This window comes from uncultured Parabacteroides sp. (assembly GCF_905196875.1).
In the GTDB taxonomy this organism is placed as follows: Bacteria; Bacteroidota; Bacteroidia; order Bacteroidales; family Tannerellaceae; genus Parabacteroides.
On record NZ_CAJJWO010000034.1, the window covers coordinates 21,965 to 47,550 of the forward strand.

The 25,586-nt window shown below is 44.6% G+C and carries 15 protein-coding genes; all 15 read left to right on the plus strand.

The annotated features are described in order from the left end of the window. Positions 1 to 26: 26 nt before the first annotated feature. Positions 27 to 2,555 carry a beta-galactosidase GalB gene (gene galB / locus QZ076_RS12495; RefSeq protein ID WP_293713643.1) on the plus strand — a complete coding sequence of 843 codons (2,529 nt, stop codon included), beginning with the start codon at positions 27 to 29 and terminating at the stop codon, positions 2,553 to 2,555. Between the two features lie 113 nt (positions 2,556 to 2,668). Next, positions 2,669 to 5,356: a glycoside hydrolase family 38 C-terminal domain-containing protein gene (locus tag QZ076_RS12500; protein ID WP_293713644.1), complete on the plus strand. Its 2,688-nt coding sequence runs from the start codon at positions 2,669 to 2,671 to the stop codon at positions 5,354 to 5,356. Positions 5,357 to 5,417: 61 nt separating this feature from the next. Further along, positions 5,418 to 7,667: a hypothetical protein gene (locus QZ076_RS12505; RefSeq protein ID WP_293713645.1), complete on the plus strand. Its 2,250-nt coding sequence runs from the start codon at positions 5,418 to 5,420 to the stop codon at positions 7,665 to 7,667. A 4-nt stretch (positions 7,668 to 7,671) separates the two neighbouring features. After that, a complete protein-coding gene (locus tag QZ076_RS12510) occupies positions 7,672 to 9,954 on the plus strand; it encodes a hypothetical protein (RefSeq protein WP_293713646.1) in 2,283 nt (760 codons plus the stop codon). A 226-nt stretch (positions 9,955 to 10,180) separates the two neighbouring features. Further along, positions 10,181 to 11,917: a discoidin domain-containing protein gene (locus QZ076_RS12515; RefSeq protein ID WP_293713647.1), complete on the plus strand. Its 1,737-nt coding sequence runs from the start codon at positions 10,181 to 10,183 to the stop codon at positions 11,915 to 11,917. Between the two features lie 30 nt (positions 11,918 to 11,947). After that, a complete protein-coding gene (gene galA, locus QZ076_RS12520; RefSeq protein ID WP_293713648.1) occupies positions 11,948 to 14,392 on the plus strand; it encodes a beta-galactosidase GalA in 2,445 nt (814 codons plus the stop codon). Between the two features lie 13 nt (positions 14,393 to 14,405). Continuing rightward, on the plus strand, positions 14,406 to 16,622 hold the full coding sequence (locus QZ076_RS12525; protein WP_293713649.1) for a glycoside hydrolase family 3 C-terminal domain-containing protein: 2,217 nt from the start codon (positions 14,406 to 14,408) through the stop codon (positions 16,620 to 16,622). A 219-nt stretch (positions 16,623 to 16,841) separates the two neighbouring features. Then, positions 16,842 to 17,390, plus strand: coding sequence for an RNA polymerase sigma-70 factor (locus QZ076_RS12530; protein WP_293713650.1), 549 nt, complete (start codon positions 16,842 to 16,844; stop codon positions 17,388 to 17,390). A gap of 109 nt (positions 17,391 to 17,499) precedes the next feature. Then, the gene (locus tag QZ076_RS12535; RefSeq protein ID WP_293713651.1) at positions 17,500 to 18,492 is read left to right on the plus strand and encodes a LacI family DNA-binding transcriptional regulator; all 993 of its coding nucleotides are present in this window, start codon (positions 17,500 to 17,502) and stop codon (positions 18,490 to 18,492) included. Positions 18,493 to 18,726: 234 nt separating this feature from the next. Further along, the gene (locus QZ076_RS12540; protein ID WP_293713652.1) at positions 18,727 to 21,423 is read left to right on the plus strand and encodes a glycoside hydrolase family 38 C-terminal domain-containing protein; all 2,697 of its coding nucleotides are present in this window, start codon (positions 18,727 to 18,729) and stop codon (positions 21,421 to 21,423) included. A 9-nt stretch (positions 21,424 to 21,432) separates the two neighbouring features. After that, entirely contained in the window at positions 21,433 to 22,497 is a 1,065-nt protein-coding gene (locus tag QZ076_RS12545; protein ID WP_293713653.1) for a uroporphyrinogen decarboxylase family protein, read from the plus strand. Positions 22,498 to 22,505: 8 nt separating this feature from the next. Continuing rightward, entirely contained in the window at positions 22,506 to 23,177 is a 672-nt protein-coding gene (locus QZ076_RS12550) for a corrinoid protein (RefSeq protein ID WP_293713654.1), read from the plus strand. A gap of 1 nt (position 23,178) precedes the next feature. Next, the gene (locus QZ076_RS12555; RefSeq protein ID WP_293713655.1) at positions 23,179 to 24,252 is read left to right on the plus strand and encodes a uroporphyrinogen decarboxylase family protein; all 1,074 of its coding nucleotides are present in this window, start codon (positions 23,179 to 23,181) and stop codon (positions 24,250 to 24,252) included. Positions 24,253 to 24,271: 19 nt separating this feature from the next. Beyond that, the gene (locus tag QZ076_RS12560) at positions 24,272 to 24,403 is read left to right on the plus strand and encodes a hypothetical protein (RefSeq protein ID WP_293713656.1); all 132 of its coding nucleotides are present in this window, start codon (positions 24,272 to 24,274) and stop codon (positions 24,401 to 24,403) included. 94 nt (positions 24,404 to 24,497) lie between these two features. Then, positions 24,498 to 25,508, plus strand: coding sequence for a FecR domain-containing protein (locus tag QZ076_RS12565; protein ID WP_293713657.1), 1,011 nt, complete (start codon positions 24,498 to 24,500; stop codon positions 25,506 to 25,508). The last annotated feature ends 78 nt before the right edge of the window (positions 25,509 to 25,586 follow it).

Genomic DNA, 25,586 nt, shown 5'->3' on the forward strand with positions numbered 1-25,586 from the left:
ATAAGAGATAGCATGGTAAAATCGTTATGAGAAAGTTTGTTTTAATTAGTATATGGATTATCTGTATCGGGCTGTTTGCATGGGGACAGCGGCAAGAATTGAATTTTGACAGGGACTGGCGGTTTGCCCGGTTTGGCTTACAGGCTGATGGCTCTCGTTGTCCGGAACCGGCTTCTCCCGAAGCCAGTTCGTTTGATGATTCGGGTTGGCGATTGTTGGATGTTCCTCATGATTGGGCGATTGAAGGTCCGTTTCGTAAAGATTTGGATGGATATACCGGTAAGCTCCCCTGGCAAGGGATCGGTTGGTATCGTAAACATTTCGAAGTGTCGGTGAAAGATAAGCAGAAACAGTTTTATCTGGACTTCGATGGAGCCATGGCAAATGCCGAGGTTTGGCTGAACGGAAAGAAAGTCGGTGAACGTCCTTTCGGTTACAGTTCTTTCCGGGTTGATCTGACTCCTCATCTTCTTTACGGAAAAGAGAATGTGGTGGCTGTGAGGTTGAACACTGAGAAGTTCGGATCGCGTTGGTATCCGGGAGCAGGAATCTATCGGCATGTGCGGTTGGTCAAAACGGAATCGGTACATGTTGCCCATTGGGGTGTTTTTGTGACAACACCTCGAATCACCCCCGAACAAGCTATCGCTAAAGTGGCTGTAGAGGTACGGAACACACTCCCTGATGATGTGAAGGGTGCATATAAAGTACATATTTATGAATTGGATGAGGCGGACCGCCCAGGCAAATTAGTTGCCGAATCCGATAAACGCCCGTTGACATTGCTTTCCGGAAAGACCGGGATAGACAGTGTGGAGCTTTGCATAGCATCACCCAAGTTATGGAGTATCGAAGAGACGAATCGTTATTTGGTCCGGGTTACGGTGTATAATAAACGCAAGCAGGTAGATGTTTACGACGCACCGTTTGGTATCCGCACGATCGAATTTACACACGACAATGGTTTCTTGTTGAACGGTAAACGGGTGCAGATCAATGGAACATGCAACCACCATGACCTGGGTGCTTTAGGAGCGGCGATGAATGTGGTGGCTTTGGAACGCCAATTGCGTATTTTGAAAAGTTTCGGTTGTAATGCGCTTCGTACATCCCATAACCCGCCTGCACCGGAATTGCTGATGCTTGCCGATAAGATGGGGTTTGTTGTGATGGATGAACTTTTTGATTGTTGGACAATTGGGAAGAAAGAAAATGATTATAGCGTTTTGTATGACGAGTGGCATGAAAAAGACATCGAGATGTTGGTGTGCCGCGATCGTAACCACCCTTCCGTTATCATGTGGAGTACGGGTAATGAGGTGCACGAACAATATGAACCGGAGAGAGGAATCGCTCGTCATTTGACGGAGGTGGTACATCGCTTCGATCGTACCCGCCCGGCTACGTTCGGGGCTTCTTATCCGAGTAAGTCGGCCTTGAACGGTACGGAGTTGCAAGTCGATGTACATGGCATGAATTATGCGGCTGGTGTGTATGGTGGACCTGATTTTTATGGAGAATTCCTAAATAAGGAGGGACATGAGCACTTATCCGGTTACTCTAGTGAATCGAGTTCGACCATGAGTTCGAGAGGGGAATATTTCCCGCGTCGTTTCCATGTCTCTTCCTACGATTTGGTGCAACCGGGTTGGGGCGGACTACCGGATTGGGAGTTTGCCGCATTGGACAAGTATCCTGGTATTTGCGGGGAATTTGTATGGACCGGCTTTGATTATCTGGGCGAACCGACTCCTTTCAACAGTGATGCCAGTGTTTTATTGAATCATTCGGCAGCTATGAGTGAAGAAGAACTGGCTGCACAGCGTGAAGAACTGGAAAAGATAGAACGTAACCGCCCGACCTCCCGCAGCAGTTATTTCGGGATTGTCGACTTAGCGGGGTTCCCGAAAGACCGCTATTATTTGTATAAATCCCGCTGGATGCCGGATACGCCGATGGTACATATTCTTCCGCACTGGAATTTTCCGGACAGGATTGGGCAGGTAACACCTGTATTTGTTTACAGCTCTGGTGATGAGGTGGAGTTGTTCTTAAATGGTGAATCGTTAGGGAAGAAAGTGAAACAACCTTATGAATATCGTTTCCGTTGGGACAGTGTGGTCTATCAGCCGGGCGAATTGATAGCTGTTGCCTATAAGCAAAATCGCAAATGGGCAGAGGCTTCGGTGAAGACAACCGGTGATGCAGTTCGCTTCAAAGCCGAACCGGATAAGACCGTAATCAAGGCGGATGGTGAGGATTTGGTTTTCGTAAAAGTTTCGTTTGAAGACAAAGATGGAAATGCCGTACCGACTGCCGAAAATATGATTACCTGCACATTGGAGGGAGACGGAGAGATTGTGGCAACCGATAATGGGGATCCGACCTGCCTGATCACTTTTTCAGAACCGGCTCGTCCTGCCTTTAACGGCCTGTTTTTAGTAATAATCAAAGCGAAACGGAATGGAGTCCGTCCGCTTCGTTTGACTATAACATCAGAGGGGGTGGAGAAGGCAACAGTCGACATAAAAATAGGTTCAGCTACTAAGTACTAATTGTATTTGGTACAATACTAAGATTGTATAACTTAATAAAAGGATAGTATAAATCGATTGTATACCATTCCTCCTATTTTTGCATCACATTATACTTATACTTACACTTATATATGAAACGAATTTTACTTTTTATCGTACTGGTATTATTTATATCCCGGTCGAACGCACAAATAGCTGCGATAGATGTTGATAAAGGTTCTGAAAAGACATCGGTAGAAGATATCATAATTGTATTTAAAATGCATTTTGATATTGGATATACGGACTGGTCGGAATCTATATTGCAGAAATATGCTACTTCCATGATGGATGAAACCTTGCATTCGGTGGATGTAACGAGTAAGTTACCATCGGAACAACAGTTTGTGTGGACACTCCCCGGATGGCCTATGAAATATATCTTGGAAAATACGACGGCAGACCGGAAGTCGGGTATTGAGACAGCCCTGAAAGATGGACGTTTCAGGGTACATGCTCTTCCTTTTACTTACGAAACGGAGTCGAGCGACCTGGAAACGTTGGTTCGCGGAATGTCCTATTCTTCTCAGATCAACCGGACGTATGGACATCCGCTGACAAGAGGTGCTAAACTGACTGACGTTCCCAGTCATTCCTGGATTTTACCGACGCTGCTGATACAGGCTGGAGTAAAGATTTTACATATCGGATGTAATCCGGGGTCAGTTTCTCCGGAACTTCCGACATTATTCTGGTGGGAAGGTCCTGACGGCTCCCGGCTACTGACATTTAACTGGGCTGAATATTATGGATCAGGTGTTTTGCCGCCTGAAGGGTGGAAGCATAAAACATGGTTAGCCATGATCCATACACATGAAAATACCGGAGCTCCAAAGCCGGAAGAGGTTGCGACCGTATTGGAAGAAGCCCGTAAGAAAGTGCCGGGGGCCAGGGTCAGGATAGGACAACTGGAAGATTTCTATGATACATTGATGAAGGAAAATCCATCTATTCCTGTGGTACGCGGAGATATGCCCGACACCTGGATTCATGGTTATATGTCAATGCCCAAAGAGGTGAAGATCAATAAATCGATGCAGCGTCTGATCTATAATGAAGAGACCTTGAACACATTGCTGAAAGGCTGGAACGTGAAAGCGGAGCCTGTGAAACCGTATGTCGACAAGGCTATCGAGCAGTCGGTATTATTTGACGAACATACTTTCGGACTGGCAATCAGCCATGGTCACCAGGCTTTCTGGAAATATGGCGATCCGTTTGTAATAGATCGTGCGAAAGGTGCTTATGATTTTATTGAAGAATCATGGAATGAAAAGGCTAACCGTGTACATCGGTCGAAACAATATCTTATCCCCTCTTTGCGTAAAGACATGCGTAATCTGGCCAATGCCGTAGAAGGAGATGGGCAGAAGGTGGTGGTATATAACCCGTTACCTTGGAAACGTTCGGGTGTCGTTTCTTTGTTTATGGATGTGTATCAGAAGAAATTTACTGTTTATGGATTGAAAGACGAACAGACCGGTAAGGTTATTCCTGCTTACAATGAGGGGAACTATCTTTCATTTACTGCTCATGATGTACCAACTTTGGGATATAAAACATATTCGGTGATAACCGAGCCTGTTTCGGAAAAGGCTCATGCCATTCGTGTCGATCAGGCGGAAAATGTGATTGAGAATCCCTATTTCAAAGTCGTTATTTCATCGGAAAACGGTGCTCTGTTGTCTGTTTGGGATAAGAAACGGCAGCAGGAGATGGTCGATACCCGCAATGAATACAGCTTTGGTGAGTTTATTCATGAGAAGTTTGGTAATGAAGAGATCGAACGATATAACAAGACATACGTTAAACCGGGTCATCACGGTTGGGCAGATCAGGAGATGGGCCGTCCGGTCGATCCGGCTTTAAAGTATGAAATGGTAAAAGGTAAAGCTTTACGGATTGTTTATAATCAAACTGCACACTCGGTGGAAGCCACAGCCTTCTGCCGTACCGGTCGTGGTGAAGATTATACCTTGACCTATACGCTTTATGAAGATTCTCCTTATCTGGAAATCTGTTGGGGTATGCAGGGTAAGCGGGCCGATATGCAGCCGGAAGGCGGATGGCTGGCATTTCCTTTCAATGTCTCTCAGCCGACTTTTCATTTAGGACGTACGGGGGCTGTCGTTAATCCGGCTACGGATTTTATAAAGCGTTCTAATCATGATTATTATTTTCTGAATACAGGGATGGCTGTTGTCGACCCGAAAGGGATAGGATTCGGATTGAATACTCCGAATGCTCCGGCAGTCAGCCTGGATCGCCTGGGGCTATATCGTTTTACCGGTGACTTTATTCCTCAAAGACCGAATGTGTTTGTCAATCTATTCAATACCCAGTGGGGAACAAACTTTACAGAGTGGGTGGAAGGTGCCTTGTCGGCGAAGGTCTATTTATGGTCGGTCGATGAATATAAAAATGAGCCTTCATTGATTACTCCGACAGAAGAAACACGTGTGCCTCTTATAGCTGTTTACCGGGAAGGAAAAGGTGGCGAACTGCCTGTGTCGGCAGAAGGAATACAGTTGTCGAAGAAAGGAATTCTGGTTACAGCTTTCGGAGCCAATACGGACGGAGACGGAGACGTTCTGCGTGTCTGGGAACAGGCTGGGGATGCGGGTGAATGTGTGATCACATTACCTGACTGTGGTTATCGTACGGCCCAGTATTGTAATTTGCGTGGAGAGCGTCAGGGAAAAGCTTTTCCTGTGAAGCAAAATAAAATAACTATTAACTTGAAGGCTTACCAGCCTTTATCATTAATTCTGGAGAAATAAGCAAATGAAATTCAATAAGTGTGTTTTTATATGTATTAGTTTTTTTGTATGCTCTGCTTTTATGCAGAATTTGTTGGCAGAACCTTCCGGGAGGAAGGTTCATGCTGATAAGAAAATTCCGCAGCTTTCAGAGAAAGGAAGCTGGTTACCGGCAGTGAAGGATGTAACTAAACATATCCGTTTGCTGGAGTGTTCTTACAATGAAGCCGAGTTAAAGCATTGTGAAGAGATCAATTCGTCCTCTGCCTGGGAGGTACGAACCGAACAGACAATGGCTAATGGTGGCAAACTATATACTTTTTCTTTTACAGCCAGACAGGATATGAAAGATGCCGGTGTGGCAGTAGCATTCGACCGGTATAGTTGGACAAGCGATAACTATGTGATGATCCCTTCTTCCGTTTATAACGGTAACAGGCAACGTATTGTCAACCGCTCGTATGCTACGGGGCTTGATAAGACAGATTATAACCGGAAGGATCTGGTGCTGACTTCCAATCCGATTCCGCAGCTTTCTCCTGAGTTCGGAGCTTCCTCCCGTTTGGAGGTCAATGTCAGTAATGCGGCAACTCCTGCTATGACGATGCTGGAACGGGGGAAGAAGTCCGGGACGATTTTATTGACTGACCAGGGTATCGAATGGAATAAGCAACTATTGGATCATGCTCTGATCGTTGAAGAAACACCGGATCGCAGTATCGCCTCTTTTGTCATCAGTGCTCCGGGTGTACGGGAGCGTAAACCGGAGTTTATTGGTTTCAGTAAAAGTCCTGACCGGGGAGTACAGGTGAAGAAAGGAGACAAAATCGTTATACGGGTTACCGAGATCGCTTTTCCCTGTGAAGATGTTCCGGAATTACTGGCGCGCTTTATGAAAGATCGCAAACTGCATACTGCCGGGGAAGCTCCCCGTAATCTTATCCCGATGAGTGAGGTGCTGACACGGATGGTACGGAATATCGATGACCGTTATCATGTCGGTGACCAGTGGGAATATTATTGTCCGGAGAATGCCGACTGGATCTCTTACGGTTGGATTGGCGGTCTGATGAATACCTATCCGATGCTGGTTTTATGCGATGAGGATCATTTGCGGAAAGTGAAAAATACGTTCGACTTCGGACTGCCGCGTGCAAAAGGGAAAAGCGGTTACTATTATGATGTTCTCGGATCGGACGGAAAAGTCTTATACCGTGATGCGGCTGTCAACAATCCGGGAATCGGCCTGACCCGTAAAAACGGCGATGTGCTTTACTGGATGGTCAAACAATTTATGTTATTGAAGGAACAGGGGAAAGCTTCTGTTATCGATGCCGGTTGGGAAACGAATGTGCGTCTGTTGGCAGATGCCTTTGTCAATACCTGGAAAAAAGAGGGAACATGGGGTAATTATCTGAATGTGGAAACAGGCGACGTAGCTGTATACAATACGACGAGCGGAGCAATGGCAGTAGCCGGACTGGCTCTGGCTTCCGAATATTATAAGAATCCCTCTTACCTGGAAGTTGCCTGCGAAGCTGCTGCGGATTATTACGATAATTTTGCTTTAGTCGGCTTTACTTCCGGTGGTTGTGGTGATATCCTTCAAAATGCAGACTCTGAAACGGCGGTTGCTTTGCTTACTTCTTTAATGACACTTTATGAAGTGACGGGGAAAGAACAATATCTGAAACAATCAGCCGACCTTGCCAATCTATGTGCCACCTGGACCGTCTCTTTCCCTTACCGTCTGCCGGAAGATACTCCGCTGGCAAAACTGGGGGCCAATCTGACTGGTGCCGTTTGGGCAAGTACGCAGAATAAGCACGGAGCTCCGGGTTTTTGTACGCAGTCCGGAGATGCCTTGTTCAAACTATACCGTTCTACTGGCGATGTTTCTTATGCAGAATTACTCCGTGACGTGATTCATGCCCATGCAGAAGGCATACAACCCAATGGAAAGATTACAGAACGTCTGACTTATTGTGATGCCGATAGCCGTGGCTCTCGCGGAGACGGGGGTAAGACCGGCTGGAATGAAACAAACGGTGCCATGATGGCATTGGAGATTCCGGGTATTTATGTTCGGACGGATCTCGGCTCCCTCTATGTCTTTGATCATGTAGAAGCAAAAGTAATCAAGCAGGACAAGAAACAATTAGTCTTGCAAATAATGAACCCGACCGCTTACGACGCTACCGTTACCTTTTTTGCCGAGAATGCGGAAGAGGCAGCTCGTCCGTTGGGCGACAATGCCTTCCTCGGATGGAAAGATAAAGTGACGGTAAAGGCGGGTAAGTCCGTAACCTATAAACTAAAAACAAATAAATAACTTTATGATAGAATATAAAAAAGTCCTTTCATTATGCGCCGTTTCGTTGCTTCTTTTTAGTTGCACGACCGAGAAGACTTGGGATTTTAATACCGACTATTTCAGTATCGGTATAAATGCCAAGGGGTATATAACCAATATGAAGAATACGACGGTTTCTCCTGCCCGCGAGTTCAGTCCGGAGGATAAGCCTTCTCCATTGATGTCATTGTACGATTCGGAGAAAAGGGTGTATTACACACCGCAAAATGCCGTTTTTGACGAAGTAAAACAGTGTTTTACGTTGACGTATCCGAACGGCTCTGTGGCGGAAGTCGCATTACAGCCCAATAGTAAATATTTTAAACTGACATTGAATAGCCTGGAACCGCGGAACGGTATCGATGCGATCCAATGGGGAAGCTATTATACAAACATCACTAACCTATTAGGTGAAATTATCGGTGTCGCCCGCGATACCAGCGATGTGGTGAATTACAGTATCGGCGTGCTCGCCCTCGACGACAATACATTGGGCGGTACACCCGATATCGAAGGCGATGCCGCCCCTTTCCAGTATATCATTCACACGCCCGATAAAGAGCGATACCCCTTACCTGACAGCCTGCATGAAGGACAGGTGTTTACCCTGGGAGGGAATGGTATCAGCGATGTTGCCTTCTATGCGAATAAGGAACCTTATTATCGGATTATGTACGGAAATGCGGCGATGGTGGATAGCCTGGGGCGTATCTTCCTGAATTATCAGTCGCGCGATCGTAGCGGGAAGCGGCAGGTTCATTATTCGCTGATACCCAATATGCCCGCCAATATCCCGAACCATATCGATGTGGAACCTATCCCCGGCATCGATTTTATAGGTTCTTCCATTGCCTTGTGGGGAAGTCCCGACAGCACGGCTCTACTGGATGTGATACAAAATATCGTCTTGTCGGAAGGCTTGCCGTACCCGACCGTGAAAGGGAAATGGATCAAAGATCCCGCCGCTTATTCTCCCGATGTAATGACTAGTGGAAATCAGTACGACAGTATCATTTCTTATACGGCTAAACTGGGTTTCCCGGCTATTCATGCCTACGACCAGGGTTTCCTGCGTCCCGACAGGGCTAACGAAGGGTATCTGGACGGAAGAAACCATGAAAAGAAACCTTTCCGCTTTCAAGCGGGTAACAAATCCCACCGCGAATTTGCCGATATGGCAGCAGAAAAAGGGATCATGCTGGGGCGTGTCAATATCACGAACTCGCTGGCTCCTGGCACGAAAGATGCCAGTCCTGTTCCTAGCGACAGCCTGTGCTATCAGCAGAAACGTGTCTTGATGAAAGACCTTTCTTCTGAAGATACCGTTATTATTGTCGACGATCCTGCGTATCTGGAAGAAATAGCCAGTTGGGAGGGACATTGTGAAAACCTGAATATGGTAAAGATCGGCGGCGAACTGATCCACTACCTCGGTGTATCCGAAACGGCTCCCTATACCCTGAAAAATGTGACCCGGGGCTATTGGGGAACCAAGGCTACCTCACATAAGGCGAATGATCCCGTCTATAAATTGCAGGTAACCATCAATTACGGTTACGAAGGTATCATTCCGAATCTTGCCCTTCAGGATAAGATTGCCGAATATTATGCCGATGTATCCCACCTGTGCGGCGTAACCCTTTACGACTTCGACGGACAGGAATTTCTGTTCAACAACGGTCATGGATATTACTCGGCCAAGCGTTTCTTCCGGAAGATGTTTGAACGGGCTGAAGAGTTGGGTGTGCCCTATATCCGTTTCTCGGGAGCTACCCTTTCGGAAGGTTCCTGGCATTACCAGAGTGTCTGGAATGTCGGAGGTGGCCGTAACCTTTATGACATCGATACTCGGGAATGGGGAAGCACGACCAGTCAGGGAAAAGACCTGCGCGATGTTACTTACTCCAATTACTATCCGGTCTCTTTTGGCGGTAACTTTGCTATCAAAGATACCTCTACCGTCGAACAGTATGAGCATGTAGAGGCCATCTCGGTCGGTTACGGAGCTACTTATTTCCTGGCTATCGATCAGAAAGATGTAGAAAGCTGTCCGCAAAAAGAGCAGATATTCCAGGCCATCCGTACCTGGGAGGAGGCCCGCCATGCCGATGCCTTTCCCCGCTCTATAAAGAAGCTGTTGCGTGACCCGTCTTACGACTGGCGGTTGGAAGCCGGTGAAGACGGCAATAGTTGGACGTTATACCGACTTGTCGATGGTAAGAGAGTAGAAGCTTTCGCACTTAAAGGGGGAACAGCTAATTCGTAAGATAGTACACTACTGTATTAAGTATAATAGCACTACTGTGTTGATAACCACGACATAGTAGTGTTATTGTATGTAGCACAGTAGTGTTGTTTCGCTTTTGAAATAGATATTGTTGTAGGTACAGTAAATATTGGTTTTTTTATTGTTTATATATTTGATAATCTGTATATTTGCCGGGTAAGTTTAATTGAAAAACATAATAAAAGATCTAATTTATACAAGAAGTATGAAACGTTTGTTGCTAACCTTTCTGATCGTTCCTTTATTGATCGGTTGTCAGGATACTCGTCCGATTAAAGCAAAGATTGCTAAGTCTCCGAAAACCTTCTGTAACCCGGTAAACCTGAATTACCGGTTTATGAAAATAGATGGAGGTGAGGGAATTCGGGAAGCTGCCGATCCGGTGGTTGTCTCGTTCAAAGAGAAATATTATTTGTTTGCCTCCAAGTCGTCAGGCTATTGGTATTCTGATAATTTTACCGACTGGAGACATGTTTTTATCACCGACTCCGTATTGCCGATCGAGGATTATGCTCCCGGGCTTTTTATACACGAAGATTATCTTTATTATGTAGGTTCCACCCATGGAAAAGGCATGTTGTACCGTTCGGCTGCTCCCGAAAAAGGCGAATGGGAACCGGTTAAAGAAATCTGGTCTTACTGGGATCCGGCCTTTTATGTGGAAGGGGATAACCTGTATATGTATTATGGTTGTTCTCCTGTCGATCCTATCTATGCACAGGTATTGGATCTGAATACATTGGAGGCCAAAACGGAGGTGGTCGCTTGTTTTAACAGCGATAAAGAAAATCATGGATGGGAGCGGACGGGGGAACTGAACGAACTTCCCCGCCGTCCTTATATCGAAGGAGCCTGGATGACTGCCCGCCAGGGGAAGTATTATTTACAATATGCCGGTCCGGGAACCGAATGGAAATCGTATGCCGACGGAGTTTATGTAGGTACATCGCCTACCGGTCCGTTCACTTATGCGGAGAACAACCCTGTATCGTATAAACCGACCGGCTTTATCGGTGGTGCCGGACATGGTTGTCTCTTTACTGCCGGTAATGAAAATTATTGGAAGGCAGCCACCAATTCGATTTCCGTCCGCCACATGTTTGAACGGAGAGTTTCTTTTTATCCTGTCGGTTTCGACAAAGACGGTTATCTATATACAAATACGTATTTAGGAGACTATCCGATGTTTCTGCCCGGAGGAAAGGAACAAGCGACCGGAGCTGTCCAACCCGGTTGGATGTTGCTTTCTTACCGGAAACCGGTAACGACCTCCTCCTCGCTGGACGGTTATCCGGCAGAGAACAGCGTAGATGAAGATGCCCGCACGGCCTGGGTTGCAGCAACGAATAATGAGACGGAATGGTTGCAGGTCGATTTGCAACAGCTTGCATCTATCCAGGCTATCCAGGTAAACTTCGATGAATACGGGGCGAATCAGAGAGGTTTTGTTCCGGGTGTTTACCAGAGTTATCAGATTTATGCCTCGGCTAACGGAGAGGATTGGTCGCCGGTTGTAGACTACAGTACTAAAAAAACGGATGCTCCTCACGATTATATCGAATTCGAGGCACCGTTTAAGGCCCGTTATATTAAATTGCAAAATAAGGAATATACGGTATCGTCGAACCTTTCCGTCCGCGATTTGAGGATATTCGGCAATGGCCTGGGCAGTAAACCGCGTGCGGTAAATGATTTCACCGTACAACGGGATGAAACTGATCCTTGCAAGGTTAGCCTGAGCTGGAACGAGGTTCCGCATGCTCAGGGATATATCGTCCGTTATGGCATTGCAAAAGATAAGCTTTACAATAACTTCCAGGTGATGGGAGAAACAGTGCTGGAAATTGGCAGTCTGAATAAAGGTGTTACTTATTATTTTACAATAGATACTTATAATGAGAATGGTATAACCCAGACGTCTAAGATAGAAGTTTGCCAATAATAATATACATAGAAAACAAAAGATCTAAGAATGAAAAGATTGATTTTTACAGTGATGCTATTGCTTCCGGCCCTTTGGATGGGAGCACAGTCACAACGGGAGAAAGTGTTGTTGAACCAGGATTGGCTCTTTGCCAAAGGGCATGCAGCCAATCCTGAAAAGGATTTTAATTACGGGCAGGCATTGTCGTTCTCTAAGATTGCCTTTTTGCAGGAGTCGACTATGTTGGATGCAGATCAGGAATCACGTTTGGCTATTCCTCATACGCAACGGTTTGACGATAGCAAGTGGGAGAAGATCTCTTTGCCTCATGACTGGGGGATGGCTTTGGGATATAGCCAAGAGCAATTCAAGATGAAAGGGTACCGCAAGTTGGGTGGACGTGCACCCGAAAACAGTGTGGGCTGGTATCGGAAACGGTTTACGCCCGAGTTGGTAAAAGGGGATCGGTATACGCTGGAGTTTGAGGGTATCTTCCGTGATGCACAGGTCTGGATGAACGGTGTCTATTTGGGACGCGGTGAGAGCGGTTATGTACCTTTGGTCTTCGATGTAACGGAATGCCTGAATTATGAAAATGATGCGGAAAATGTGATTTCCGTCCGTGTAGATGCGACTCATTCCGAATTATGGTCGTATGAAGGTGCTGGTATCTACCGGAATGTATGGTTGACCCGCACGGCTCCCGTGCATATCCCGCAATGGGGGACGTTTGTCACCAGCGAAGTGGATCTGCAAAAGAAGGAAGCCCGTGTGAAGGCACAGATAGAAGTGACGAACCAAAGTGGTAAATCGGTCGATCTTATTGTGCAAAACAGTATAATCGACTGTCAAGGGAAAGAAGTAAACAAGTCTGGTACAACCCTTACCGTACCCTCGTTGGAGACGAAAGAGGTGGAAACATATATGGATGTACGGCAAGTTGACTTATGGTCGTTGAAGACTCCGACGCTTTATACGTTGCATACTGATATTTTATTGGATGGGGCAGTTGTCGATAGCTACGATACCTCTTTCGGTATCCGTGATATCCGTTTCGATGCTAACGAAGGTTTCTTCCTCAATGGCGAACGTGTACAGATCCAGGGGGTATGCTGTCATCAAGACCATGCCGGTGTGGGGATTGCCGTTCCGGACCAGCTGAATGCGTGGCGAATCGCCCGTCTGAAAGAGTATGGAGTAAATGCATATCGTGCCTCCCATAATCCCCCGACAACGGCTGTGCTGAATGCTTGCGACACATTAGGTATGTTGTTCATGGATGAACTGCGTGTATTGAGTTCCAGTAATGAAGGTCTGAGCCAGCTGAAGACAATCATTCGCCGCGACAGGAATCATCCGTCTGTTATCATTTGGTGTTTGGGAAACGAAGAACCTGCCATACAGGGAACAGAGAAGGGGCGTATGATTGTTGAGCGCATGAAAGCCGTCCAGCGCAAACTGGATCCTACTCGTCCGTGCACGGCTGCCATGAACGGTAGTTGGGGGGAAGGTTTTACCTATGCCGTAGATGTACAAGGTTCTAATTATTATAAAATAGGCAATATCGACGCAGTACATGAAAAGTTTCCGAATCTGCCCTGTATTTTCACCGAAGAGGCAAGTACGGTGATGACGCGTGGTATTTATGAGACTGATGCAAAGAAAGGTTTCCATCAAGCTTACGATCGTGATGTTCCGGGATGGGGAGCACGTGCACAAGAATGGATGCGTTATGTCGATGCACGCAAGTTTGTCGCCGGTGCTTTCGTATGGACCGGTTTCGATTATGGAGGCGAGGCGCAGTTGCATTTCTGGCCGGGTGTAGTTTCTCATTTCGGAATATTAGACTATTGCGGCTTCCCGAAAGATGCATTCTGGTATTACAAGGCTTGGTGGACGGAAGAACCGGTGTTGCATGTGCTTCCTCATTGGAATGGAATCGGTACGGATTCGGTCGATGTACATCTGTATACCAATATGGATGAGGTGGAGTTGTTCCTGAATGGCAAAAGCCTGGGTAAAAAGACGGTTGAAAAGTTTGATATTCCTGCTTGGCGTGTTAAATATACCCCGGGTAAGCTGTTGGCTAAAGGGAAGAAGAACGGAAAGAAATACACCGAGTTGGTGGAAACCACCGGGAATCCGGCCTCCTTGCAACTGGTCAGTGAAAACGGTACTGCTATCCAGGGTGACGGTAACGACGTTGCTATCATTACCGTAAAAGTGTTGGATGCCAAAGGACGTGTAGTACCTACTGCTGAAAACGGAATTCATTTCGATGTCCGTAACGGCAAGATCCTGGGAGTGGGTAATGGTAATCCTTGTAGTCAAGAACCGGATGTCTTCCCTGCCGGCAGCGATGTACACCGGAATGCTTTTAACGGCTATGCTCAGGTGCTTGTCACTAGTGACCGTTCCGGACAACCTATCGAATTGACTGCTGTATCGGAAGGGTTGAAAGAGAGTAAGATTATTGTAGAAGTAACCAAATAAAATAGGCAATCACATGAAAAGCAAACTGAAAAGTATCGTGTTACTGGTCGCTCTCTCCTGGGGCGGCCTGACGGCACAAACGTACGACTATCCGTTTCGTAATCCGGACCTTCCTTTGGATGTCCGGGTACAGGATATCATTTCCCGTCTGACACTGGAAGAAAAAGTCCAGTTGATGAAACATGCCGCTCCGGCTGTTCCCCGTTTGGGTATTCCTGCTTATAACTGGTGGAACGAAGCCTTGCACGGTGTGGCCCGTACGAAGGAGAAAGTAACCGTATTTCCACAGGCGATCGGTATGGCGGCCACTTTCGACCCGGAAGCCCTTCAAAAGATGGGAGATATCACTTCTTCGGAAGGTCGTGCTCTGTTTAACGAAGACCTGCGGGAAGGCAAGACCGGTGATATTTACCGGGGACTGACTTACTGGACTCCCAATATCAATATCTTCCGTGATCCTCGTTGGGGACGTGGACAGGAAACTTACGGCGAAGACCCGTACCTGACAGCAAAGATGGGTTCGGCTATCGTTCACGGCCTGGAAGGAAACGATCCGCATTATCTGAAAGCGGTAGCTTGTGCCAAACATTATGCCGTTCACAGCGGCCCGGAGCATAACCGTCATTCCTACGACGCCCGCGTCTCCATGTACGATTTGTGGGATACCTACCTGCCGGCTTTCCGCGAGCTGGTAACCAAGGCGAAGGTACATGGCGTGATGTGTGCCTACAACCGCTTCGAAGGGACTCCCTGCTGCGGCCACAATGAATTGTTGCAGGATATCCTGCGCAACCAGTGGAAGTTCGACGGGTATGTAACCTCCGACTGTTGGGCGGTCAGCGATTTTGCCCAGTATCACAAAACGCATAGCAACGATACGGAAGCTGTGGTCGATGCTGTGTTGAACGGGACCGACTTGGAATGTGGTAACTTATACCAAAAACTGCAACAGGGAGTGGAAAAAGGGTTGATCTCCGAGAAGGAGATCAATGTTTCTCTGGCCCGTCTGTTCGAAATCCAGTTTAAGTTGGGTATGTACGATCCGGCCGACAGAGTGCCTTATGCTTCGATCGGTCGTGAGGTGATTGAAAGCGATACCCATAAAAAGCATGCGTACGAGATGGCGCAGAAATCGATGGTCTTACTGAAAAACAATAAGAATATCTTGCCGTTGAACGCTTCAAAGATCAAACGTATCGCCCTGATCGGCCCGAATATGAATAACGGAAGTACGCAGCTGGCAAACTATTTCGGAACGCCGAGCGAGATCATCACTCCGTATAAGAGTTTGCAGAAACGTTTCGGTAACCATATTCAGATCGATACGCTGACTGGTGTCGGTATTGTTCAGAAACTGGAAGGTGCTCCATCTTTTGCCCAGGTAGCTGCCCAGGCGAAGAAAGCGGATCTGATCATCTTTGTCGGCGGTATCAGTGCCGATTACGAAGGAGAAGCCGGTGACGCTGGAGCTGCCGGTTACGGTGGTTTCGCCAGTGGCGACCGTACGACCATGAAATTACCTCCCGTGCAGACGGAACTGATGAAGGAACTGAAAAAGACAGGCCGTCCGCTGATCCTGGTCAACATGTCCGGTTCCGTGATGAGTTTCGACTGGGAAAGTCGTAACGCCGACGCCATCCTGCAAGCCTGGTATGGCGGACAGGCTGCCGGCGATGCCATTACCGATGTCCTTTTCGGCGATTATAACCCTGCTGGCCGTATGCCGCTCACTACCTATATGAACGATAGCGACCTGCCCGATTTTGAGGATTATTCGATGGCGAACCGTACTTACCGTTACTATAAGGGCGATGTCCGTTACCCGTTCGGTTATGGCCTGAGTTATACGACATTCGAATATGCTCCTTTGCAGAATGCCTCTGCAGTTAAAACCGGTGAAAGCATACAGGTCACTACAACCGTAACGAATACCGGAAAGCGTGCCGGTGACGAAGTTGTCCAGCTGTATGTTTCTCATCCTCAGAATGGAAATACCCGTGTCCCTCTGCGTGCTTTGAAAGGTTTCAAACGAATTCATCTGGATAAAGGCCAGAGTCAGCAGGTAACCTTCACCCTTTCTCCCGAAGAACTTTCACTGGTGGATGAAAAAGGTAACCAGGTGGAAAAAGAAGGTTCGGTCGAATTGTATATCGGCGGGGGACAGCCTTATAAATCTTCCGGTAGTTTCGGGGAACTGAAAATCGAAGGGGAGAAATATGTAGTATATTAAAATTTATAGCCGGAAGGGAGATAGAACACTCCGGTACATAAGCTTGCAGGCAATTGATCCGTTTTCATATCTGTTGAGATCAACCCTGCAAGCTTTAATATATTTTAGCCGGATATAGGTTATACAATCGTTTATTTACTTATTTTTGTCGACGGGGATCACGTATCATAAGTCTGATTGGTTCTATACTATTATATACAGTGAAAAAGCTATCTGGTTATGATTATTAATGAAAAAACATTCAAAGACACATATAATGACTATTTTGAAATTATATGCCGTTTCCTGAACTATTATACCCGCGATTATCAGGCAATAGAGGAAGTGGTACAGGATGTTTTTGTTACCCTTTGGGAAGATTATGAAGGAAAAGACATCCAATATATCAAAACCTTTCTTTATAACAGTGCTCGCAACCGCATGTTGAATTATCTGCGTGACAAAGAGAATCATTCTGTTATATTGGAGAAATGGGCCCGTATCGAACTGGAGAAAAGCGAGGCTGTCGATTGTGTAGACCGGGAGTTGTTTTATCAATTATTGCAGGCTGCCGTTGAATCTCTACCGGAGAAATGCAGGGAAATATTTGTAATGAGTCGTGAAGAGCAACTTAGCTATAAAGAAATAGCAACCATAAAAGAAATCTCAGTAAAGACTGTTGAAAACCAGATGGGGATAGCTTTAAAAAAGATCCGTGAATACCTGATGTCTCATTCGGAAGAAACAGCCACTCTCCTTTTTCTTTTGATAAAATGGACGGGAAAATAAAAAAAATACAACCTTTTAGAGGGAATGTGATGTCTATGGTTTGTTGTGTAAAATCAAATTAAGCAATAACTTTGCAGTTAACTGGTTAAGTTACCTAAATTAAAAAATGATGGGAAAGTCAATTAAAGATATTGCAGAAGATCTAAATCTCTCAAAAACAACGGTCTCATGGGTCTTGTCAGGCCATGGAGACGAACGTAAGATCAGTACGGCTACACAGAAGAAAATAAAGGATTATGCCCGGTTAGTTAAATATAAACCGAGTTTTCTGGCGAAAAGCCTGAATACAGGTAAAACCCGGACCATTGGATTGGTTGTTCCTTTTATTGGTGATACATTTTATGCACAGGTAGCTATGGAAGTGGAGCTTGTAGCCGAACAGTTGGGGTATACCGTGACTTTTTGCAGTTCCGAATCTAATCCGGTAAGAGAAAATAATATAATCCAAATGTTAAGATCGAAGAATATTGATGGGCTGATTATTGCTCCCACAAATTATGCCAAAGGAGAATTGGAGATCTTGATGAAAGAAGGATATCCGTTTGTCCTGATCGACCGTTTTTTCCCGGAGTTGGATACGAATTATATTATTATTGATAATATTGGATGTAGTTATAATCTGGTTGAAAAGCTAATTAATGAAGGACGTAAAAAGATAGCTATTATAACAACCGCTTCGACACTCTTTACGATGAGTTTGAGATATGAAGGATATAAAAGGGCGTTGACGGAACATGATTGTTTTATTTCCCCTTACTTATATGGCGAAGTTTCACGAAATGAGTATGAATCGGATATTGTTCGGGTATTGGATACTATTTTTAAAGAAGTTCCGGATGTCGATGGTTTTTATTTTACAACACATTATTTGGGAATGGAGGGGCTGCGTTATTTTTATAAACGGAATATAGATGTAGGTAAAATAGGCTTGGCTTGCTTGCATAGCACTCCGAGTTTTGAGCTTTTAGCACCTAATATGCATATAGCACTTTTACCTATAAAAGAGATAGGGCGTCAAGCAGTCCGTACCTTGATTGACAAATTGGAAACTTCTGGTAATAAAGGAGAAAACGTCCAATTGGTTTTACCCATGTATGAGTAATTTGCACTAATCGTAAGATAGTATAAGGGAATCAGAGAAAAAGTCATTGTTTATATCTGATAAGACGTCTACGTTTGTAAAAAAAATAAATAACAAAATTGAATAAAGAGGTAAGGAGTTATATATCAAATGGTATATAACGAGTTGTGTAGAACTTTATATCAATATTGTTATTTTTTTCATACTTAACTTAACTGGTTAAGTTGAACGATAGAAAACATAATACCATGAAATATGAAAAGACAGTTTATTTTTTTAGTATGTACCTTCATTCTATCTGTAAGTGCATTGAAGGCTCAGATCGCGGCTATAGATGTAGATAAAGGAGCCGATGAGGCGGCAGTAGAGGATATAATCATTGTTTTCAAAATGCACTTTGACATTGGTTATACCGACTGGTCTGAGTCTATTTTACAGAAATACACAACCTCTATGATGGATGAAACATTGCGGTCGGTAAAGGAAACCTCAAAATTGCCTAAGGAGGAACAATTTGTCTGGACTCTTCCCGGATGGCCGATGAAGTATATTATGGAAAATACTTCTGAAACTTATAAATCAGGAATTGAAAAAGCATTGCAGGATGGACGTTTTAGAGTTCACGCACTTCCCTTCACATTTGAAACTGAATCGAGTGATCTGGAGACATTGGTACGGGGAATGTCTTATTCTTCGCAGATAAACCGGAAGTATAGTCAGCCATTGGTGCGTGGTGCTAAACTAACAGATGTTCCCAGCCATTCATGGATACTTCCTACGTTATTGACACAGGCCGGTGTGAAAATTTTGCATATCGGCTGTAATCCGGGGTCTGTATCACCGGATATACCGACTTTGTTCTGGTGGGAGGGACCGGATGGTTCGAGATTATTAACTTTTAATTGGGCGGAATATTATGGTTCGGGTGTGTTGCCTCCGGCTACATGGAAATATAAGACGTGGTTGGCAATGATACATACACATGAGAATACAGGGGCTCCGTCACCCGAAGATGTTGCAGCTGTTTTGAAAGAAGCTCATGAAAAAGCTCCTAATGCCCGGATACGGATCGGCCAGTTGGAAGATTTCTATGATGCTCTGATGAAGGAAAATCCGTCATTGCCTGTTGTCAGGGGAGATATGCCGGATACCTGGATTCATGGTTATATGTCGATGCCTAAAGAGGTAAAGATCAATAAATCCATGCAACGCATCATCTATAATACGGAAACGTTGAATACATTACTGAAGCAATGGAATATAACCTCTGAACCGGTCGAGCCTTATGTCGAAAAGGCGATTGAACAATCTTTATTGTTTGATGAACATACATTCGGACTGGCGATGAGTCACGGGCATCAGGAGTTTTGGAAATATGGGGATGATTTTACTATTGCCAGGGCACAAGGTCAGTACGATTTTGTTGAAACTTCCTGGTATGAAAAAGGGAACCGGGCATACCGGGCTGAACAATATATTGTTCCTTCTTTACGGAAAGATTTGAAGAAACTTGCTCAGAATGTAGATATTAAAGGACGTAAAGTCGTTGTATACAACCCTCTTCCCTGGAAACGTTCCGGTTCCGTCGCTTTTCATATGGGAGTATATAAAAAGAATTTCCAGGTTTATGGTTTGAAGGATGAATCGACAGGAAAGATCATGCCGGCATATAACGATTATAATCACCTGTCTTTTTATGCGGAAGAGGTCCCTTCTTTAGGCTATAAAACATATACATTGATAATAACTCCGCTTTCTGAGGATTCCCGAACTTCCCGTATCGATGAGGCAAAAGCAGTTTTGGAAAACAAATATTTCAAGATAGAAATAAACAGGGAAAACGGTGCATTACTTTCTGTATGGGACAAACGACAGCAGAAAGAAATGGTCGACAAGAAAAATGAATACGGATTCGGGGAGTATATTCATGAGAAATTCGGTCAGGAGGAGATCAACCGGTATAATGCCAGCTATGTAAAACCGGGACATCATGGTTGGGCGGACCAGGAAATGGGACGGCCAGAGAATCCTGATTTGAAATATGAGATGATAAAAGGTAAATTGATAAAAGTCAAATATTCACAGACTGCTCATTCGGTTAGTGCCACCGCATTCTGCCGGACCGGTTCCGGAGATAACTATACATTGACCTATACATTGGAAGACAATTCTCCCTATCTGGAAATATGCTGGGGAATACGGAATAAACCGGTCGAATCCCAGCCGGAAGGTGGTTGGCTTGCTTTTCCGTTCAATTTATCGAATCCTTCATTCAGATTAGGCAGAACCGGTGGTGTCGTCAATCCGGCGACAGATTTTATCAAAAATACCAATCATGATTATTTCTTTCTGAATACAGGTTTGGCTGTTCTTGATGATCAGGGGAAAGGATTTGGATTAAACACTCCGAATGCTCCGGCTGTCAGTTTGGATCGTCCCGGTCTGTTCCGTTTCTCCGGAGAATTTATCCCCCGGAGGCCGAATGTTTTTGTCAACCTTTTTAATAATCAATGGGGAACAAATTTCACGGAATGGATAGAAGGTGGTTTATCAGCTAAAGTATATCTATGGTCGGTCGATAAATACAGTCATGAGGCATCCTTGATAACACCTACGGAAGAAACCCGTGTTCCTTTGATGGCTACTTATACAGAGAATAACGGAGGCAACTTACCGGTCTCATCCGAAGGTATCAGATTGTCTAAGAAGGGGGTATTGGTTACTGCTTTCGGACAGGATCCGGACGGAAATGAAGGTTTGTTGCTACGTGTATGGGAACAAGCTGGCGAATCCGGCAGCTTGACACTTTATTTACCGGCAGGTCTGAAAGTGACTAAGGCAGTACCTGTCAATCTCCGGGGAGAGATAAAGGGAGAACCTGTACCGGTAAGAGCAGGAAAAATAGAGTTTGAATTAGGAGCTTATGCACCTGCAAGTTTCATTTTAAAATAAAAGAAAAGCATGAATACATTTAAACCTGATTACAGAAATATCCTGAAAGTACTGTATAATCAGAAACCAGACTATTTGCCGTTATACGAGCATAATATCGATGCCCCGTTTGTTTCTAAATGTATCGGGGAAGAATTATCATTGAATGGACGTAAGAGTCGTTCCGACCTGGATGAATATTTTAGAAAATATATTTCTTTCTGGAAGGAAAATACCTATGACGCATTCAGCTATGAAGCGGCTATCTGTGAAATTCTTCCCGGGCATGGTGCTATCTTAGGGGGAATGCTGGGACCGATTCAAACTCGTGATGATTTTGAAAAATACCCCTTTGATGATATTCCCCGTATTTTCTGGGAAACATACGGTCCGAGGTTGGATGCTATCCGTAGAATGATGCCGGCTGGAATGAAAGCTTACGGAGGTTGCGGATATGGTGTTTTTGAAACAGCTCAGGACTTGGTCGGTTATGAGAGCCTCTGCGTGATGCAGTATCTGGATCCGGAACTTTTTGCTGATTTGTTCCTGAAGATTGGAGAGTTGTATGAAACCTTATGGACTAAAATGCTGGAAGATTATGACGATCTTTTTGTTTTTTACCGTATGGGAGATGATTTAGGACATCGCATGGCGACAATGCTTGAACCGGATACGATCCGTCAGTTTGTTCTGCCTCAGCATAAGAAGGTGATCGATATTGTACACCGGAAGAACAAGAAATTCCTGTTGCATTGTTGTGGTAATATTAAAGAGATCATGCCGGATATTCTTCAGAATGGAATAGACGCCAAACATTCGAATGAGGATCAGATATGTCTTTTTGATGAATGGATCGATAATTATGCGGATAAGATAGGTTTGTTTGGCGGATTTGATATGAACTATCTGATCCTGAATCCGTATGACATGGTTTTTAATAAAGTGTTGGAAGAAGGAACAAGGTTTCGTGAAAAGGCTAACGGGTATGGACTGGGGTCGGGTAATTCAATACCGGATTACATGCAGATTGAAGGATTTTATGCTATGGTCGATGCAGTAAAAGAGATAAGAAGAAGAGAACAATTAACTAGATAAAGAATAATATGGAAAACACATTAGACAGAATTGCGCTTTGCGTTGAAGTTGGCAAAATCAATGCCAAAACTCCTTATCCTCCGACAATGAAAGGAGAAGACGGAGCAGATGAATTGACACAGAAGGCCTTGGAGCAGGGGTATTCTCCAAACGACATTTTAACAAAAGGATTGATTGTCGGTATGAATAATATCGGTGTAAAGTTTAAGGAAAACAAAGTCTTTGTACCTCAGGTTCTGATGAGCGCGAAAGCTATGAGCGGAGGTATGCAACATTTGAAAAAATATTTCAATGATGGCTCTGTTAAGCGCAAGGGGAAGCTGATCATTGGTACGGTAAAAGGTGATTTGCATGACATCGGCAAAAACCTTGTTTGTATGATGGTGGAGGGTAACGGATACGAAATCATTGATCTGGGAGTGGATGTCCCGGAAGAGAAATTCGTAGAAGCAGTCCGTGAAAATCCGGACGCTTTTGTCGGAATGTCTGCCTTGTTGACGACGACAATGGTGAATATGGAATCAATCAATGCTGCAATAAAGGCTGAGTTTCCTCAAGTGAAAACATTTATAGGAGGAGCACCTGTGAGTAATGATTTTGCCCGGAAAATAGGGGCTGACTATTATACGGAAGAGCCTCAGCGACTAGTGGAAGTCTTAAACCAGTTAACATCAAATTAATATGACATCAAGAGAGCGTTTTTTGACAGCATTGTCGGGTGGAGTACCCGACAGAATTCCTATTACGGAACATTTGTTCAGTTTGAAATTACTGAAGGAGCTTCTAGGGTATACGACAGTCCTATATGATGGAAAAGCGCAGGCAAAACTGGCAACAAAACTAGGTATCGATGCTATCTGGACACCTATTAATGGTTTTTGTGGTATCGAAGAAACACCTCATGAACCGAATGAAATTTATAAAGATGAGTGGGGCGTCACTTATCAGAAGAACGGTTGGCCGATCATCGCACAGATCGATACGCCGGTAAAAAGCCGTGAAGACTGGGAGAAGTACAGTTTACCTCCGGTTGATACGTCTTACCGGATCAATATCCTCAAGGATGTGAAAGCCGCTAATACAGAAAATCTGGCTGTTGTTTTGGGAGTTTTAGGACCGTTTACTATGTTGTCGTGGTATATTATGGATTTTGAAACACTGGCTATTACCATGTATACCGATCCGGAAATGGTTCATGAAATAAATGAAGCCGTACTGAAATGGACACTGGATGTTATTAGTCTGACAGCAGAAGAAGGTGGAGTGGATTGTGTACAAATATCAGATGACTGGGGCGGAACGAATTCTTTACTGATTTCTCCGGATGATTTCCGTACCTTCTTTATCCCTTATTTCAGACGTTTGGTTGCCGGTATTAAAAAGTTGGGGCTACCGGTCATCATGCATAATGACGGAAGAATATGGGATGTACTGGATGACCTGGTCGACTGTGGCATCAACGGACTTCATCCGGTTGAAAGAGCTGCTGGTATGGAACTGAAAAAAGTGAAGGAAAAATACAAAGGGCAGTTGACACCTATCGGTAATATCAACAACAAAGTGACAATGGCCTCGTCCAATCCCGAGGATGTTCGTAAGGAAGTACTGGAATGTATCAGGGAAGCTGCTGCCGACGGAGGATATATCATCTCGACAGATCATAGTATCCACGATCTGATCCCGACGGAGAATGTACGGTGTTTGATAGATACGATTAAGGAATATGGGAAATATCCTATTGTTTTAAATTTCTAGCGGACAAAATAGGGAGTTCTTGATTAAATTGCAAAGTGGAGGTAAATTGGCTTTACTGAATTCGTATGGACGAAGTGATGATCGTCCTGTTAGTATCCCTTATCTCGGGGAAATAGTGAATTGTGAATACCTGGTTCTTCCTTGGGGCTAATAGGATAGAGCCGCCGGAAATATTTATAAAATAGTTCCGGCGGCTTTGGGGGTTTTGGGGGTGTCTGTGTGTCTACTAAACAAAAATGTAGAAAATGGACGAGAAACAAATACCATATGAGTTACTGGCTAAATATTTATCCCGACAATGTACATCAACTGAGCGGGAGGAAATAGACCGTTGGCTAAAGGAAGATTCCGATCACCATATTCTATTGGAAAAGTTACGAAGACAATGGGAAGGAGCACGCATAGATACTTCTGCATTTGTCGTACCGGATAAAGCGGCTGTTTGGAATAATATCCAGAATCGTATTCAGCGTAAGATCAAGCAGGTTCCGATGTATTCCCGTTCGTTATTGATCCGTGTTTCTACTGTGGCGGCTGTTATAGCGTTAGTTCTTGGATTTTCATTGTCTTTTTTATTTAATAATCAGGATGAATCCTGGCAGGCAGCTCAGTTTGAAAATGTGATAATGGCCCCTCCCGGACAAAAAACACAGCTTGTCCTTCCTGACGGAACGCTTGTCTGGCTGAACTCCGGATCGCGTTTGTCATATAATTATCAATATAGTACGCGTGACCGTGTCGTTAACCTGGAAGGGGAGGCTTTCTTTGATGTGAAAAAAGATACTCAATATCCTTTTATAGTAAAGGCAGGAGAAGTCGATGTCAAAGTACATGGAACGGCTTTTAATGTCAGTGCCTATGCCGATGAAGAAAATATCATGGTTGCCTTGCTTCGCGGAAAGGTCAGTCTGTTGTCGGCTGCCGATCAAAACGTATTGACGTATTTATCACCGGATCAAATAGCGACGGTATCAAAGATGAATTTATCCTGCCGGGTAGAATCCTGTGATGCAGAGATCGAATCCAGTTGGCATCATAATTTATTGAAATTTGATGGAATACCGGCGGGAGAAGTCTGGAAGAAACTGGAACGTTGGTATGGCGTGGATATTACGTTATCGAATATCGATCCGTCCAGGGTTTATTGGTTTACGGTTAAAACAGAATCATTGACGGATTTATTGGAGATGATTAATAAAATAACTCCAATAGAGTATAAATTGAACGGAAAGGAGGTGACGATCAGATATAAATAGGAGTGAGTTTTTTATTAAACGTATCCTGCCTTATGCGTAAAAGGCACAGAGACCCCTAATCTCCATGCCTTTTGAAGT

Excerpts from the sequence above, each read along its gene's own strand:
- galB (WP_293713643.1), top strand. The coding sequence starts at position 27 with ATGAGAAAGTTTGTTTTAATTAGTATATGGATTATCTGTATCGGGCTG.
- QZ076_RS12500 (WP_293713644.1), top strand. The coding sequence starts at position 2,669 with ATGAAACGAATTTTACTTTTTATCGTACTGGTATTATTTATATCCCGG.
- QZ076_RS12505 (WP_293713645.1), top strand. The coding sequence starts at position 5,418 with ATGCAGAATTTGTTGGCAGAACCTTCCGGGAGGAAGGTTCATGCTGAT.
- QZ076_RS12510 (WP_293713646.1), top strand. The coding sequence starts at position 7,672 with ATGATAGAATATAAAAAAGTCCTTTCATTATGCGCCGTTTCGTTGCTT.
- QZ076_RS12515 (WP_293713647.1), top strand. The coding sequence starts at position 10,181 with ATGAAACGTTTGTTGCTAACCTTTCTGATCGTTCCTTTATTGATCGGT.
- galA (WP_293713648.1), top strand. The coding sequence starts at position 11,948 with ATGAAAAGATTGATTTTTACAGTGATGCTATTGCTTCCGGCCCTTTGG.
- QZ076_RS12525 (WP_293713649.1), top strand. The coding sequence starts at position 14,406 with ATGAAAAGCAAACTGAAAAGTATCGTGTTACTGGTCGCTCTCTCCTGG.
- QZ076_RS12530 (WP_293713650.1), top strand. The coding sequence starts at position 16,842 with ATGATTATTAATGAAAAAACATTCAAAGACACATATAATGACTATTTT.
- QZ076_RS12535 (WP_293713651.1), top strand. The coding sequence starts at position 17,500 with ATGGGAAAGTCAATTAAAGATATTGCAGAAGATCTAAATCTCTCAAAA.
- QZ076_RS12540 (WP_293713652.1), top strand. The coding sequence starts at position 18,727 with ATGAAAAGACAGTTTATTTTTTTAGTATGTACCTTCATTCTATCTGTA.
- QZ076_RS12545 (WP_293713653.1), top strand. The coding sequence starts at position 21,433 with ATGAATACATTTAAACCTGATTACAGAAATATCCTGAAAGTACTGTAT.
- QZ076_RS12550 (WP_293713654.1), top strand. The coding sequence starts at position 22,506 with ATGGAAAACACATTAGACAGAATTGCGCTTTGCGTTGAAGTTGGCAAA.
- QZ076_RS12555 (WP_293713655.1), top strand. The coding sequence starts at position 23,179 with ATGACATCAAGAGAGCGTTTTTTGACAGCATTGTCGGGTGGAGTACCC.
- QZ076_RS12565 (WP_293713657.1), top strand. The coding sequence starts at position 24,498 with ATGGACGAGAAACAAATACCATATGAGTTACTGGCTAAATATTTATCC.